At 67.1% G+C, this 13382-nt stretch carries 19 protein-coding genes; 14 read left to right on the top strand and 5 right to left on the bottom strand.

Translation table 11 applies throughout. From position 1 onward, the window contains the following. Nucleotides 1-84 precede the first annotated feature (84 nt). Nucleotides 85-843: a phosphotransferase family protein gene (locus ACIA12_RS27405; protein ID WP_396369943.1), complete on the top strand. Its 759-nt coding sequence runs from the start codon at nucleotides 85-87 to the stop codon at nucleotides 841-843. Nucleotides 844-846: 3 nt separating this feature from the next. On the opposite strand, the gene ACIA12_RS27400 is transcribed toward ACIA12_RS27405, so the two are convergent. Next, nucleotides 847-1371, bottom strand: a complete 525-nt coding sequence (locus tag ACIA12_RS27400) for a GNAT family N-acetyltransferase (RefSeq protein ID WP_396369942.1) — start codon at nucleotides 1369-1371, stop codon at nucleotides 847-849. A gap of 39 nt (nucleotides 1372-1410) precedes the next feature. Between ACIA12_RS27400 and ACIA12_RS27395 the strand changes: the two genes are divergently transcribed. Continuing rightward, nucleotides 1411-1974 carry a helix-turn-helix domain-containing protein gene (locus ACIA12_RS27395; protein WP_396369941.1) on the top strand — a complete coding sequence of 188 codons (564 nt, stop codon included), beginning with the start codon at nucleotides 1411-1413 and terminating at the stop codon, nucleotides 1972-1974. On the opposite strand, the gene ACIA12_RS27390 is transcribed toward ACIA12_RS27395, so the two are convergent. Next, complete coding sequence (locus ACIA12_RS27390; RefSeq protein WP_396369940.1) at nucleotides 1891-2343, bottom strand: DMT family transporter; 453 nt, start codon at nucleotides 2341-2343, stop codon at nucleotides 1891-1893. The genes ACIA12_RS27395 and ACIA12_RS27390 overlap by 84 nt on opposite strands. Further along, nucleotides 2340-2663 carry a DMT family transporter gene (locus ACIA12_RS27385; protein WP_396369939.1) on the bottom strand — a complete coding sequence of 108 codons (324 nt, stop codon included), beginning with the start codon at nucleotides 2661-2663 and terminating at the stop codon, nucleotides 2340-2342. Before ACIA12_RS27385 ends, ACIA12_RS27390 begins: the two co-directional genes overlap by 4 nt. Before the next feature lie 76 nt (nucleotides 2664-2739). Between ACIA12_RS27385 and ACIA12_RS27380 the strand changes: the two genes are divergently transcribed. The 6 genes from ACIA12_RS27380 (at nucleotide 2740) to ACIA12_RS27355 (ending at nucleotide 7214) form a co-directional block, all read left to right on the top strand. After that, complete coding sequence (locus ACIA12_RS27380) at nucleotides 2740-3099, top strand: MerR family transcriptional regulator (protein ID WP_396369938.1); 360 nt, start codon at nucleotides 2740-2742, stop codon at nucleotides 3097-3099. Between the two features lie 93 nt (nucleotides 3100-3192). After that, entirely contained in the window at nucleotides 3193-4380 is a 1188-nt protein-coding gene (locus ACIA12_RS27375) for a TerC family protein (RefSeq protein ID WP_396369937.1), read from the top strand. 24 nt (nucleotides 4381-4404) lie between these two features. Beyond that, a complete protein-coding gene (locus ACIA12_RS27370) occupies nucleotides 4405-4752 on the top strand; it encodes a VOC family protein (protein ID WP_396369936.1) in 348 nt (115 codons plus the stop codon). Between the two features lie 42 nt (nucleotides 4753-4794). Further along, complete coding sequence (locus ACIA12_RS27365; RefSeq protein WP_396369935.1) at nucleotides 4795-6003, top strand: hypothetical protein; 1209 nt, start codon at nucleotides 4795-4797, stop codon at nucleotides 6001-6003. Further along, nucleotides 5978-6829: a TrmH family RNA methyltransferase gene (locus tag ACIA12_RS27360; protein ID WP_396369934.1), complete on the top strand. Its 852-nt coding sequence runs from the start codon at nucleotides 5978-5980 to the stop codon at nucleotides 6827-6829. The genes ACIA12_RS27365 and ACIA12_RS27360 overlap by 26 nt, the downstream gene beginning before the upstream one ends. A gap of 10 nt (nucleotides 6830-6839) precedes the next feature. Beyond that, nucleotides 6840-7214: a VOC family protein gene (locus ACIA12_RS27355; RefSeq protein WP_396369933.1), complete on the top strand. Its 375-nt coding sequence runs from the start codon at nucleotides 6840-6842 to the stop codon at nucleotides 7212-7214. A gap of 6 nt (nucleotides 7215-7220) precedes the next feature. Here the strand turns inward: ACIA12_RS27355 and ACIA12_RS27350 are convergent, their stop codons facing one another. Beyond that, nucleotides 7221-8015 (bottom strand): class I SAM-dependent methyltransferase, encoded by a 795-nt coding sequence (locus ACIA12_RS27350; RefSeq protein ID WP_396369932.1) that lies wholly within the window; start codon nucleotides 8013-8015, stop codon nucleotides 7221-7223. Between the two features lie 144 nt (nucleotides 8016-8159). Between ACIA12_RS27350 and ACIA12_RS27345 the strand changes: the two genes are divergently transcribed. Both ACIA12_RS27345 and ACIA12_RS27340 read left to right on the top strand, forming a co-directional pair. Further along, nucleotides 8160-8456, top strand: a complete 297-nt coding sequence (locus ACIA12_RS27345; RefSeq protein ID WP_396369931.1) for a putative quinol monooxygenase — start codon at nucleotides 8160-8162, stop codon at nucleotides 8454-8456. Next, nucleotides 8453-9244 carry an isocitrate lyase/phosphoenolpyruvate mutase family protein gene (locus ACIA12_RS27340; protein ID WP_396369930.1) on the top strand — a complete coding sequence of 264 codons (792 nt, stop codon included), beginning with the start codon at nucleotides 8453-8455 and terminating at the stop codon, nucleotides 9242-9244. The genes ACIA12_RS27345 and ACIA12_RS27340 overlap by 4 nt, the downstream gene beginning before the upstream one ends. On the opposite strand, the gene ACIA12_RS27335 is transcribed toward ACIA12_RS27340, so the two are convergent. Then, nucleotides 9233-10531 carry an AlkA N-terminal domain-containing protein gene (locus tag ACIA12_RS27335; protein ID WP_396369929.1) on the bottom strand — a complete coding sequence of 433 codons (1299 nt, stop codon included), beginning with the start codon at nucleotides 10529-10531 and terminating at the stop codon, nucleotides 9233-9235. The genes ACIA12_RS27340 and ACIA12_RS27335 overlap by 12 nt on opposite strands. An 83-nt stretch (nucleotides 10532-10614) precedes the next feature. Between ACIA12_RS27335 and ACIA12_RS27330 the strand changes: the two genes are divergently transcribed. The 4 genes from ACIA12_RS27330 to ACIA12_RS27315 all read left to right on the top strand — a co-directional run bounded on the left by ACIA12_RS27330 (nucleotide 10615) and on the right by ACIA12_RS27315 (nucleotide 13381). Continuing rightward, nucleotides 10615-11160, top strand: coding sequence for an AAA family ATPase (locus ACIA12_RS27330; protein WP_396369928.1), 546 nt, complete (start codon nucleotides 10615-10617; stop codon nucleotides 11158-11160). Between the two features lie 40 nt (nucleotides 11161-11200). Further along, nucleotides 11201-11893, top strand: coding sequence for an RraA family protein (locus ACIA12_RS27325; RefSeq protein ID WP_396369927.1), 693 nt, complete (start codon nucleotides 11201-11203; stop codon nucleotides 11891-11893). A gap of 13 nt (nucleotides 11894-11906) precedes the next feature. Continuing rightward, nucleotides 11907-12743 carry an oxidoreductase gene (locus ACIA12_RS27320; RefSeq protein WP_396369926.1) on the top strand — a complete coding sequence of 279 codons (837 nt, stop codon included), beginning with the start codon at nucleotides 11907-11909 and terminating at the stop codon, nucleotides 12741-12743. A gap of 98 nt (nucleotides 12744-12841) precedes the next feature. Next, nucleotides 12842-13381 (top strand): RICIN domain-containing protein, encoded by a 540-nt coding sequence (locus tag ACIA12_RS27315; protein WP_396369925.1) that lies wholly within the window; start codon nucleotides 12842-12844, stop codon nucleotides 13379-13381. The last annotated feature ends 1 nt before the right edge of the window (nucleotide 13382 follow it).

The raw sequence follows: 13382 nt of genomic DNA, 5'->3' as shown, positions 1-13382 counted from the left end.
TCGGCTCGGTCATAGGCCGCCGACGAACTGACGGACCTGAACCTGAAGATGGGTCTGTACTGACATCTTGTCCATCGGAGGGTGATGACGCACACGCATCGGATCGACGTCAGTGGTGAGGTTGTCACCAAGACCTACGTCGATTGGGGGCGGGGTGAGCATCTGCGTGAGTGGACCGCTTTGCAGGTGATCCATGCCGAGAAACCTCACCTCGTACCGGCGCCGATCGAACTGGTGCAGACGGGGGCGCGGCCGTCGGTGACGATGAGCAAGCTTCCGGGTGAGCCGTTGAGCGGCACGCTGACCACAGAACAACTGCAAGGACTCCGGGCTGCTCTTGGTGAGCTCTGGTCCGTCTCTCCGGCAGGCGTCGAACCGGTTGACTACGAGGCTTTCGTCGATCGGGTTCGTCAAGGGATCTCATCGTGGACTGGCTCGGGCGTAGTCGCCGAAGCTCAGCAGGCAGCCGCCGACTGGCTAGCCGGCTCGGCAGCAGACGAGCTGATCAAACCTGTCGCCATCATCATCGGCCACGTCGACCCGAACCTCGCGAACTACCTCTGGGACGGAACCCGGATCCGCATCATCGACTTCGAAGACGCCGGCCGAAGCGATCTCGCGATCGAGTTGGCCAACCTCGTCGAACACATCGCGTCCCGGGCCACCGACTGGACGGGGTTCCTCGAGCACTTCCCGGTCGACCCCGCCCGCCTCCAGGCCGCCCGCCGCCTCTACGCGACCTTCTGGCTGACCCTCCTCCGCCCTGACGGCCCATCCAGCCGTCGCAACCCACCCGGTACCGCAGAGCTACATGCCAAACGCCTTCTCAATCTGCTCTCGTAGCGGTCAGGTCGGTTCGGTTGGCGGGTCGTCGGTTGTTGCCAGGGGGCGTTGGGTCCAGTGGACGTCGTGCCAGGTGTTGTGTTTCCAGCCTATTTTTCGGTAGGTGCCGATGGGTTCGAAGCCGAGGGCCGTGTGGAGGCCTTCGCTGGCTGGGTTGGGGAGGGTCATGCCGGCTACGGCGGTGCGGTAGCCGCGGGTGGTCAGGCGGTCGAAGAGGGCTTCGTACAGGGCTCGGCCGCCTCCGGTTCGACGGCGGCCCAGTTCCATGTAGATGCTGACTTCGCAGGACCAGCGGTACGCCGGGCGGGGTTTCATGACGCCGCCGTACGCGTAGCCGACGACCGTACCGTCGTCGTCCTCGAGGACCAGCCAGGCGTGGGTTCGGGTGGCTGCCTCGATTCGGCTGGCCATTTCCTCGACCGAAGGTGGGTCGAGTTCGAAGGTGATGGCGGTGTCGCGGACGTAGGGCGCGTAGATCGCCGCGCAGGCCTCGGCGTCCAGTGCGGTCGCTTCGCGAATCTTTCCCATGCCACGATAGTAGCCACAGATGCCGCTATAGTGGCAAGTATGGATGATCCGCTGTCCGCCTCCCTGGCGGCGACGTTGCAGGCCGCGCGGGTCGGTCGCGAGCTGTCGGTCAACGCGCTGGCCGACCGTTCCGGGGTGTCCCGGGCGATGATCGGGAAGATCGAGCGGGGAGAGGCGCAGCCGACCGCAGTACTGCTCGGCAGGCTCTCCGGAGCGCTCGGGCTGACGCTGTCCGAGCTGGTCGCGCGGGCCGAGGGCGGTGCCGATGAGCTCCTCCGGCGAGCGGAGGATCAACCCACCTGGACCGACCCGGCGACCGGGTACCGGCGCCGGGCCATCTCGCCCGTCAGCGACAGCCCGCTCGAGCTGGTCGAGGTCGAGCTGCCGCCGGGCGCCGCCGTCTCGTACCCGGCGGACGCGTACATCTTCAAGTACCAGCAGATCTGGATCCTGGAAGGCAACCTGCATTTTCAGGAAGGTGAGGTGCTCCACGAGCTGGCGGTCGGCGACTGCCTCCAGCTAGGCGCTCCGGTCCCCTGCACCTTCATCAACCCGACCAAGAGCTCCACCCGGTACCTCGTTGCCTTGGTCAAAAGTCGCTGAACCAGCCGCCGACGGAGCGGGATCGGGAGAGGGTCTGGACCGGTCCGACAGCTTGAGCCAGACGACCCCGGTGACGATCACGGTGAGCCAGAACGCCTTGGCCGGGGTGAGGGTCTCGTCGAAGAAGACGGGACCGAGCAGCGCGGCGCCGACCGCGCCGATCCCGGCCCAGACCGCGTAGCCGATCCCTAGGTCGATCGTCCGCAGGGCGACGCTCAGCGCGAAGAGCGTCAGCAGGAAGAACAGCACCGCGACGAGCGACCAGGAGAGCACGCTGAAGCCGTGGCTTCCGCCGACGGACAGGGCGTAGCCGACCTCGAAGGCTCCGGCGAGAAGCAGTACCAGCCATCCGCGCGCCCGCCCCGTCACAGCGTCGATCCGCTGAGCTGCAGTCCGGCGACGCCGACGATGATGACGGCGATACCGATCAGTTTTCGCCGGCCGAGACGTTGCCGGAACAAGACGGCGCCGAGGACGGCGATCCCGATTCCGGCGACCGAGGTCCAGACGGCGTACCCGACGCCGACGTCGAAGGTGAGCAGGGCAAGGCTGAGGAAGTACGTCGCGATGCCACCGCTGACCAGCGTCGCGACGGTCCAGGCCGGCCGGGTGAACCCTTGCGCCTTGCCGGCCGCGATCGCGACGGTGATCTCGAAGACGACGGCGACGCCGAGGTAGAGCCAGTGCATGGTGCGTCCTTTCGTGGTCCTGATCCGGCCCCCATCGTGAAACCTCACACCGGCGTCAACTGCAAGAATGGTGCTCATGCGGATCGGAGAGCTGGCTGACGCGAGCGGCGTCAGCGCGCGATCTCTGCGGTACTACGAGGAGCAGGGGCTGATCCGCGCCGCGCGTACCCCCGGCGGCTGGCGCGACTTCGACGACTCCACGGCCGAACGCGTAGTCCTCATCCAGCACCTCTTCGCCGCCGGCCTCTGCAGCGCCACCATCAACGAGCTACTCCCCTGCCTGGAGTCCCCACCCGAAGACCGCACCGGCGTCCTCGAACAACTCCTGGCCGACCAACTCGAACGCCTCGAAGCCAAACGCCGAGACATCACCCGAGAAATAGAAACCCTCCAGGCCCTCCGCAAAGAAACCACAATCCCCACCCCACCAACCTGACCACCCCCGGGGAATGTGAGTTGGTTGGGGACATGGGTTGGGTGGGCGTGATTGGGTGGGGGCGGTTGGGTGCCTCGTGATCGGATGATGGGGATGGGCGTTTCTGCGTTGGTCTGGGTGCTGACGGTGCTGGCGATCGTCGGGCTGCTTGCCTTCGACTACTTCTTCCATGTGCGGAGCGCGCACGTGCCGACGCTGCGGGAGGCGGCGGTCTGGTCGAGCCTGTACGTCGGGATCGCGATCCTGTTCGGGCTCGGCACGCTCGTCATCGGTGGGACCGGGATGGGGTCGGAGTACTTCGCCGGGTACATCACCGAGAAGGCGCTGTCGGTCGACAACCTGTTCGTCTTCCTGATCATCATGACCAGCTTCCGCGTCCCCCGGGAGAACCAGCAGAAGGTGCTGCTGGTCGGCATCGTCATCTCGCTGATCGCCCGGGCCGGCTTCATCTTCCTCGGCTCGGCGTTGCTGAACACCTTCGCCTGGGTGTTCTACCTGTTCGGCCTGGCGCTCCTGATCACCGCCGGCAACATGCTGAAACCGCAGACCGAGGAGTCCCACTCGGCCCAGAACGTCGTCGTCCGGCTGGCCCGCAGGTTGTTCCCGACCACCGAGTACTACGACGACGACAAGCTGATCACCCACCAGAACGGCCGCCGGGTGATGACCCCGATGCTGCTCGTGATGGTCGCGATCGGCGGTACCGACCTGATGTTCGCGCTGGACTCGATCCCGGCCATCTTCGGGCTGACCCAGAACGTGTACGTCGTCTTCACCGCGACCGCGTTCAGCCTGCTCGGCCTGCGGCAGCTGTACTTCCTGCTCGACGGCCTGCTGGACCGGCTGATCTACCTGTCCTTCGGGCTGGCCGCGATCCTCGCCTTCATCGGCGCGAAGCTGATCCTGCACGCGCTGCACGAGAACAACCTGCCGTTCATCAACGGCGGCGAGCCGATCGAGGTGATGGAGATCAGCACCGGCCTGTCGCTGGTGGTGATCCTGGTGGTGCTGGTGATCACGATCCTCGCGTCGCTGTTCAGCACCCGCGGCCGGACCCAGACGGCGATGGCGAACATCCGCCGCGACGCGCTCGCCTACCTCGACGCGGACTACACCGACGACGCGAACGAGCGGGAACGCCTGTTCGGACGGCTGCAGGAGTCCAAGGAGCACATCATTGCCCTCGGCCCCAAAGCCAAGCAGATCGTGAAGAACGAGACCGAGCTGATGGAGCTGTGCGCCCGGGTGATCGAGACCCGCCAGACCAGCAGCAAATCCTAGGTACTCCGAAGAGGTGAGGATCCAGTGGCGTTCAAGGCAGTGCTCGCGGTGATTCCGGTCCATGAACTCGAGCGGGCGGCTCAGTGGTACGAGTCGTTCTTCGGGCGTCCCGCGGACCAGCGCCCGATGGACACGCTGGCCGAGTGGCACCTGAGCGATCTCGGCGTGGTCCAGGTCTTCCAGGACCCGGACCGGGCCGGTCGCACGACGGTCAACTTCACCGTCGACGACCTCGACACGACGCTGTCGACCTTGGCCGGTTCGGGGATCACATCGACCGACCCGCAACTCGTCTCCAGCGGTCGCCAGCGCCTGGCGAGCACTACCGACTCCGACGGCAACACGCTTGGACTGATCCAGGTCATCGCCTGACCTCGCGGACCCCTACGGTTCAGGGACCAGAGCCGTAGGGGGATGCGAGTGCTGCGGAAGTTGCTGATCGGTGTCGCCGTGCTGGCGAGTTTGTTGTCATTGCTGGGGACCGCGCGGTTGGTACTGCCGCGCGGCGAGCCGATCGACGGCGCGGTCAAGCAACTCCAGTTCCTCCGGCAAGCGATCGAAGGCGGGGCCGATCAGGACGCGCAGGGGCTGAAGCCCGAGGGCTACTTCTTCATGAATGTGCTCTACGGACTCTCCTGGGTGCAGGTCGGGCTCGACTCGCCGGTACGCCGGGCCGAAGCGGCAACCCAAGCGCAATGGGCACTCGACCGCCTCTACACCGCCGACGGCACGAGACCCTTCGACCTCGCCGGACTCACACCCCGGTACGGCGTATTCCACGCGGGCTGGACCAACTGGCTCCGCGGCGGCATCGTCGCACTGCAGCCGGCCGAGTCGCGCGACCTGACGGAGTACACGAAAGCCTCGACCGAGCTGGCCAAGGCGTTCGACGCGGCGCAAACGCCATATCTGGATGCGTATCCGGGTCAGGCCTGGCCGGTCGACTCAACCGTTGCGATGGCCTCGATCGCCTTGTACGACCACCTGGTCACCCCTCGTTTCCAGCCGACCGTGGAGCGCTGGGTGGACGGGGTGAAGACGCGACTCGATCCAGCGACCGGGCTGATGCCGCACCAGGTGACACCGGTCAGCACGGGCGCTCGGGGTACTTCCCAGACGCTGATCCATCGGTTCCTGCTGGAGATCGATCCGGGGTTCGCGCGGTCGCAGTACGAGATGTTCCGGGAGAAGTTCGTCACGGGGCTCGGACCGGCGATTCGGGAGTTTCCTGAGGGGACCGATGGGAGTGGAGATGTCGACTCCGGGCCGCTGTTGTTCGGGGTCAGCTTGTCGGCGACGACGGTCGGGCTCGGGGCGGCCCGGGTGCAGCACGATCCGCTGGCCGGCGTACTGGCTCGGGAGGGTGAGCTGCTCGGCGTACCGGTCAGTGGGTTGCATACGAAGCGGTACGCGCTTGGGCTGATGCCGATCGGCGACGCGTTCGTAGTCTGGTCGGCGACCGCGCGACCGTTCGCGGCTCAACAGCAACCAGAGCTCACCAAAGGATTCGGAGCCTGGTGGATTCCGTGGCTGGTGCTGGTCTGGCTGCCGAGCCTCGTACTGTGGGGGTTCGTTCGGCTGACCAGACGGAGGACCGATGACCGCGGCGCAGCGGATCAGTAGCCGGAATGCTCGCTTCCAGGTGTGGGAGGCGCTGCTCACCAACCGGAACAAGCGGCTGCGGGCCGGCGAGTTCCTGGTGCAGGGCGTCCGGCCGATCAGCCTGGCGATCGAGCACGGCTGGACCATCCGTGCGTTCCTGTACGACTCGGAGCGCGGACTGTCTCGCTGGGCGGCCGATCTGCTGCAGGGTCAGCGCAGCGTCGAGCGGGTGAGCATGGCGCCGGAGTTGCTCGCGGAACTGGGCGAGAAGGGCGAGACGCCGCCCGAGTTGATCGCTGTGGTCGAGATGCCCGCGGATGACCTGGATCGGATCAAGGTCGGGCCGGACTTCCTGGGCGTGGTGTTCGACCGGCCGACCGGGCCGGGCAACATCGGGTCGATCATCCGGTCGGCCGATGCGTTCGGTGCTGACGGCGTGATCGTCACCGGGCATGCCGCCGATGTCTACGATTCGAAGGCAGTGCGGGCGAGCACGGGGTCGCTGTTCGCGGTACCGGCCGTGCGGGTGCCGTCGCAGCGGGAAGTGATGGTGTGGATCGAGGAACAGCGCGCAGCCGGTACGCCGGTTGTCGTGGTCGGCACGGATGAGCACGGTGAGGCCGACATCTTCGACTTCGACCTCACCCGGCCGACCCTGCTCCTGATCGGCAACGAGACCTCAGGTCTCAGCGCCGCCTGGAAAGACCTCGCCGACCACCTCATCCGCATCCCGATGACCGGTTCGGCCAGCTCCTTGAACGCCGCCAACGCGGCAACGGCCGTCCTGTACGAGACCTCCCGCCAGCGCTCCCATTCGTTCAAGACCGGCGGTCGCGGCGACTCATAGCCTGATCAGCATGACCGTTCGAGCACAACCCATGATCGCCGTCACCGACGTCGAGAAGAGCAGCAGCTGGTACTGCGCTGTGCTGGCCGCGACGAGCGGCCACGGCGGCCCCGAGTACGAGCAAATCGTCGTCGACGACGCGATGATCCTCCAACTCCACAAGCTGGAACTCGGCCATCACCACGGCACCATCGGCGACCCCGGCCAGCCTCTCGGCAACGGCGTCGCGCTCTGGTTCGAGGTCGACGACCTGGAAGCGGCAGCCGACCGCGCCGCAGCCGCCGCCGCCACCGTCCAGACCGGCATCCACCACAACCCCAACGCAGGCCACCGAGAACTCTGGCTCCGCGACCTCGACAACTACCTCGTCGTCCTCGCCGGCTGAGCAGTTTCAGGCAATGGCGACAATTTCGCCGTGGAGTAGGGAGATGAACGCGGCTGGGTCGGCTGCCCAGGTCTGCCAGGCCTTGGAGATCTCATCGAGAGTCTGCTGCGGTACGCCGGAAGCGAGGGCCTGCTCAGCCATCGCGGACTGGAGGATGCGGTCGGCCCACATGCCGCCCCACCAGGCTCGATCCTCGTCGGTGGTGAAGGTCCAGTTGCTGGCTGTCGCCTCGACCTTTTCGAAGCCGGCTGCGAGGGCCCACGAAAGCAGTCGGCGGCCGGCGTCGGGTTCGCCGCCGTTGGCGCGGGCCAGGCGTTGGTACAGGGTCATCCACTCGGTGAGTTCCGGTAGTTCGGGGAACCAGGCGAAGGCTTGGTAGTCGGAGTCGCGGGCCGCGACGATGCCGCCGGGTTTGCAGACGCGGCGCATCTCGCGGAGCGCCTGGACCGGGTCGGCCACGTGCTGCAGGACCTGGTGGGCGTGGACGACGTCGAAGGAGTCGTCGGGCAGGTCGAGGTGGTGGACGTCGCCGACGACGAAGTCGACCGCGATGTCGAGCTCGGCGAAGGTGGCGCGGGTGATGTCGAGCGCGCTCTCGTTCGCCTCGAGCGCGGTCGTCCGGCCGGGCTGGACGAGCCTGGCGAGGTCGGCCGTGATGGTGCCGGGGCCGGCTCCGATGTCTAGCAGGGACTGGCCGGGACGCAGGTGCGGCAACAGGTAGCCGGCCGAGTTCTCAGCCGTGCGCCAGCTGTGCGAGCGCAGTACGGATTCGTGGTGGCCGTGCGTGTACACGTTCTTCATGCCGCTGACCCTAGCCCTGAATCTTACCTAATGAGACATATCGTCTTGCATTTCGAGATCATGCAGATGGCCGAATATGGCCAGACCGAGAGGGGCCTCGCAAGGGAATCTTGACTCCTCGCATCAATCACCAGGAGGACGAAAGTGCTTGCCAAGGCATTCCCCATCCACCTCAAGACCGGCAACCAGGCCAAGGCCGAGGAGCTGGTCCACGCGTTCGCGCCGCAGGGCCCCGGACAGGAGGAGGGCACTTTGTCGTTCCGGGTCTACCGCGACCCGGCCAAGCCCGACTACCTGCTGTTCGTGGAGCACTTCGCGGATCAGGCCGCGTACGACGCGCACACCGGCTCGTCGGCGTACAAGGAGCTGATCGCCGGGCAGTTCGCGGACCTGATCGTGGAGTTCGTCGAGATCGACCACGAGCTGCTGGTCGCGGTATGAGCGCCGACCGGAAGGCACAGGCTCGGGCTTTCCGGGCGCTGCATGCCGACGGACCGCTGGTCCTGCCGAACGCGTGGGACCCCGGTTCGGCGCGGGCGATCGAGGCGGCCGGAGCGAAGGCAGTCGCGACGACGAGCGCGGGGGTTTCGTGGGCCGAGGGCGTCGCGGACGCGGGTGGTCTCACCCGCGCCGCGGCGCTCGCGGTACTGCGTCGCATCGCGGCGGTCATCTCGGTACCACTCACCGCCGATCTGGAATCCGGGTACGGCGCCACACCGGCCGAGGTCGGCGAGACCGTCGCCGAGGCGATCGAGATCGGCGTCGTCGGGATCAACCTCGAGGACAGCGTCGGACATGTGCTCGGCGATCCGTCCGTACTGGCCGCACGGATCGCGGCGGCTCGCTCGGCAGCAGTTGCCTCGGGCATCGACCTCGTCATCAACGCCCGGACCGACACGCATCTGTTCGGCGACGGGACCGGGACGCTGGAAAGGGCACGCCTGTACGCCGAAGCCGGCGCCGACGTGCTCTTCGTACCGGGCGTCGGTGACCCGGAGGCGATCCGCGAACTCGTTGCCGGGTCACCGCTTCCGCTGAACGTGATGACTGGGCCTGGCGGGCTGTCGGTTGGCGAACTGGCCGCATTGGGAGTCGCACGGATCAGTCTTGGGCCGGCACTCAGTGCGGGTGCTTATGGGCTGGCGGCTGCGGCCGCGCAGGAAGTGCTCACCAGTGGCACGTACGAGTTCTTGGGTGAGCTGGGCAAGCACAACGCGCTATTGCGATAGGTGAAGGTAGGCGAGAGCCCGCCACGGACGCCAGGCTTCTGAGTTCGTGGTGGGCTCGCCCGGGAAGGCATCGCGGGCGCCCAGGCGGAGGGCGATGTGGTGCGCGGCAGCCTCGCTGATCCCGTCGATGCGGGTGAGGGCTGGGACGAGGACTTCGAGCGGTTCGCCGCCGTCCAGTTTGATGTTGCCTGCAGCAACTTCTTCCGCCAGTGTGCGGAGGGTGTCGCTGACGCGACCTGGCTGGTCGTAACGGGTCGCCAGGGTCTCCGCCGAAGGAAACGCGTGAGTGAGGCCGTGGCCGAGCCCGGCTACCGGAGTACCGGCCGTCTCTACCAATTGTTTGAGTAGGTCGTCAGAACCGATGCCGAGCTGATCCCTGACGATCGCCGCTACAGCGATCTCGAACGGGCCCCAAGCTCCCGGAACCCGGAGTCCGGGACGGTGCTTGATCAGCGGGCCGATGACGGGATCGCCGCTCAGCTGCGCGGTGGCGAGTACGGGTTCGGTTTCGAGGCCGACCAGGGTGCTGGCGCGTTCCACGACGTGGATCACGCCTTCCCAGTAAGGGAGATGGGCTCGCAGCAGCAGGTGGTCCGGGCCGCCAGCGGTGAGTTCGAGCAGGCCGGGGTCGCCGTCGAGAGCGATCGTACGGCGGTAGACGCCGTCGACCACCGACTCGACGCCGGGAATCGCGTTTGCTTCGAGGAAGTCGAGCATCGCCGGCCAGTCGTACGGCGGGGTGTACGGCATCCGCAGTACGAGGCCTCCGTCGGCCGCGAGCCGGTCGGTACGCCGACGCCGGTCGCGCAGCTCGCGTGGGGTCGAGCGGAAGATCTCGCGCATCGCCCGGTTGAACTGGCGCAGGCTGCCGAAGCCGGACGCGAAGGCGATGTCCGCGATCGTCAGCTCCGAGTCGTCCAGCAGACGTCGGGCGAAATGCGCGCGACGGGAACGGGCGAACTGGTCGGGGGTGACTCCGAGGTGGTCATTGAACATCCGGCGGAGGTGGCGCGCCGACAGGCCGAGTCGCGCGGCCAACGCGGTCTCGTCGGCGTCGTCGAGCAGGCCGGTGATGATCAGCTGGACCGCGCGACAGACGAGTTCGGGGGCTTCGTCGGCGACGGTGCCGGCGACGCGGTACGGACGGCAGCGCAGGCAGGCGCGGTAGCCGGCGGCCTCGGCTGCTGCGGGTAGCTCGAAGGTCTCGACGTTCTCCGCCAGGGGTTTGGCGCCGCAGCCAGGGCGGCAGTAGATGCCGGTGGTACGGACTGCGGAGTACGTGGTCACCCAGCCATCGTGCTGATGCCGGCCTGGCCCGTCCAGTCATATCCGGACAGATGCTGATCAGTTCCAGCCGCTAAGGTGCCCGAGTGTCGTCGAAGCCCATGCTCATCGTGGTCAGCGGTCCGCCGGGCAGCGGCAAGACCACGCTCGCCCACCGGATCGCGGCCGCCGTCGGTTGCCCGGCGATCTGCCGGGACGAGATCAAGGAGGGGATGGCGCACGCGACGCCTGGCTTCGTACCGGGTCCTTCCGACCCGTTGACGATGCGCACGCTCGCGACGTTCTTCGACGTGATCGGCCTGCTGATCGGGCGCGGCTCGACGGTGGTCGCCGAGGCCGCCTTCCAGGACCGCGTCTGGCGGCCGGGGCTGACACCGTTCCTGGGACTGGCCGAACTGCGGATCGTGCACTGCACGGTCTCGGCTGAGGTCGCGCACGACCGGATCACCAACCGGGCTGCCGAGAACACTCTGCGCAAGGCCCATGAAGACGGTCACCGGTCGGCGGACACGTGGCATCGCGGGCATGCCGCGTTCGATCCGATCACGCTGCCGGTCCCGACCCTCACGGTCGACACCACGGACGGCTACCAGCCCGACCTCGCCGGGATCTTGCAGTTCCTTGACCGTTAGCCATCTCCCCTCGTACCGGCTCTCTGACTAAGGTCAGGGAATGGTTGATCTGCTGAAGCGGTTCGAGAATCTGACCACTGCTCATGTCGCCGACGCGTGCCTGCGGGCGGACGTTCCGGTACGGACGGTGTCGCTGCTGCCCGTCACTTCGGGGCGCGTCGCCGGCCGGGTGCTTCCGGTACGCCACGTCGGCAGCGTCGACATCTTCCTGGAGGCGTTCGAGTCGGCCGAGGCCGGTGATGTTCTCGTCGTCGACAACGGCGGGCGTCGCGACGAAGCCTGCGTCGGTGACCTGGTCGCCGAGGAAGCGAAGGCGGCCGGCCTCACCGGGCTCGTCGTCTGGGGTCTGCACCGCGACACGGTCGACATCCAGGCGGTCGGTCTGCCCGTGTACAGCCTGGGCGCGCTGCCGACCGGCCCGCTGCGGCTCGACCCCCAGACGCCGGACGCGCTCGAGTACGCGGTCGTCGGCGAATGGACGGTCACGCGGGCTGACGTGGTACTGGGTGACGAGGACGGTGTCATCTTCATCCCGGCCGACCGGGCCGAGGAGCTGCTCGACCTCGCCACCTCGATCCAGGCCACCGAACGACGCCAGGCCGAACTGATCAGGGCCGGTACGTCGCTGCGCCGGCAGGTCGGCTTCGACGCGTACCTCGCGGCCCGCAAGGAGCGTCCGTCGCTCACCTTTCGCGAGCATCTTCGCGGTGTCGGTGGCGCGATCGAGGAGTAAGTAGGCTCGTCGCGTGCCTTCATCTGACTTGGCCGCGGCAGCCGCGGGGACCTGGAAGCTCGGCGACTTCACCGTCAACCGGATGGGCTTCGGCTCGATGCGGTTGGCGGGAAGTCCGGATCGGGAGGTCGCCATCCAGGTCCTGCGGCGCGCGGTCGAGCTCGGCGTGGACCACATCGACACCGCCGCCTTCTACGGGCCGGCGCTCGACCTGATCCGGGAGGCGCTCTCGCCGTACCCGGACAACCTCGTCATCACCACGAAGCTCGGCCCGGGGGACAGCCCGGCGCGCGGTTTCTACAACGCGACGACCGCGGCCGAGCTGCGCGACCAGCTCGACGAGAACCTGCGCCGGCTCGGCGTCGACCACCTCGACGTGGTCAACCTGCGCATCATGAACCAGCCCGGCGAGTCCCTGGCCGAACGCTTCCACTGGCTCACCGAGTTCCGCGACGCCGGCCTGATCCGCCACCTCGGCATCTCCAACGTCAGCCCGCACCACCTCGACGAGGCCGAGGCGATCGCCCCGGTCGTCTGCATCCAGAACCGCTACTCGCTGGAGACGTCCCGCACCGACGACCCCTTCATCCAGGTCTGCGCGGACCGCGGCGTCGCCTACGTCCCCTTCTTCGCCATCGCCGGTACGACCGGCGCGGCCGACACCGCGGTACAAACCGTCGCCAAGTCCCACAACTCCACAGCCCAACAGATCCGCCTGGCCTGGACCCTCCACCAATCCCCCAACGTCCTGGCCATCCCCGGCACCGGCAACCCGGCCCACCTCGACCAGAACATCGCCGCGGCAGCTCTCACCCTGACCCAGGACGACCTCGCCCTCCTGAACACCTGATTCAGCAACAACCTGCAATTATTCGCTCCTCCGTTGACCCCACAGCACCGGATCGCCTTTCCTGTGACTCCCGAGCAACCGACAACGGAGGACCACCTGTGCGCGCTCGACAAAGAATTGCCGGAGCGATCGCCTTCGCCGCCGCCGCCAGTTTCCTGACCGCCGGCCTGGCCGCCCCGGCGAACGCCAGTTCGGCAGCGGAAGACACCGCTCAATTCACCCAGCTGGTGAATCTCGTGACCTGGGAGAGTATGAAGTGTGCGGCAATTCCGGGTAACAACCCGGCCAACCAGGTCCAGGTGATCCAGTTCACGTGCGGCGACGACAGCCATCAGGAACAACAGTGGGAAGCCACCGACGTGGACATCGACGGCTTCAGTAATACTGTCTATGTCTTCAAGAACAAGAGAACCTCGAAGTGCCTGACGGCTGCCGGTGGCGGGGTCGTCTGGCAGTACACCTGCATCGCGGGAAACAGGAACCAGCGCTGGGCCTACGACCGCGGTTGGAGACTGCACAACCAGGAGAGCGGGAAGTGCCTCGCAGTACCCGGCGGCCCGAGAGACGACACCGTCGGCCTGATCCACTTCACCTGCAGTGACAGCAAATCGCAGCAGTGGGACAAGGTACCGGTGTGAG

It is taken from the genome of Kribbella sp. NPDC051620 (assembly GCF_044453825.1).
In the GTDB taxonomy this organism is placed as follows: domain Bacteria; phylum Actinomycetota; class Actinomycetes; order Propionibacteriales; family Kribbellaceae; genus Kribbella.
This window is presented reverse-complemented; position numbering and strand designations above follow the sequence as displayed.

Coding starts and splice junctions, on each gene's coding strand:
- ACIA12_RS27405 (WP_396369943.1), top strand. CDS start 85: ATGACGCACACGCATCGGATCGACGTCAGTGGTGAGGTTGTCACCAAG.
- ACIA12_RS27400 (WP_396369942.1), bottom strand. CDS start 1,371: ATGGGAAAGATTCGCGAAGCGACCGCACTGGACGCCGAGGCCTGCGCG.
- ACIA12_RS27395 (WP_396369941.1), top strand. CDS start 1,411: ATGGATGATCCGCTGTCCGCCTCCCTGGCGGCGACGTTGCAGGCCGCG.
- ACIA12_RS27385 (WP_396369939.1), bottom strand. CDS start 2,663: ATGCACTGGCTCTACCTCGGCGTCGCCGTCGTCTTCGAGATCACCGTC.
- ACIA12_RS27380 (WP_396369938.1), top strand. CDS start 2,740: ATGCGGATCGGAGAGCTGGCTGACGCGAGCGGCGTCAGCGCGCGATCT.
- ACIA12_RS27375 (WP_396369937.1), top strand. CDS start 3,193: ATGGGCGTTTCTGCGTTGGTCTGGGTGCTGACGGTGCTGGCGATCGTC.
- ACIA12_RS27365 (WP_396369935.1), top strand. CDS start 4,795: ATGCGAGTGCTGCGGAAGTTGCTGATCGGTGTCGCCGTGCTGGCGAGT.
- ACIA12_RS27360 (WP_396369934.1), top strand. CDS start 5,978: ATGACCGCGGCGCAGCGGATCAGTAGCCGGAATGCTCGCTTCCAGGTG.
- ACIA12_RS27355 (WP_396369933.1), top strand. CDS start 6,840: ATGACCGTTCGAGCACAACCCATGATCGCCGTCACCGACGTCGAGAAG.
- ACIA12_RS27350 (WP_396369932.1), bottom strand. CDS start 8,015: ATGAAGAACGTGTACACGCACGGCCACCACGAATCCGTACTGCGCTCG.
- ACIA12_RS27340 (WP_396369930.1), top strand. CDS start 8,453: ATGAGCGCCGACCGGAAGGCACAGGCTCGGGCTTTCCGGGCGCTGCAT.
- ACIA12_RS27325 (WP_396369927.1), top strand. CDS start 11,201: ATGGTTGATCTGCTGAAGCGGTTCGAGAATCTGACCACTGCTCATGTC.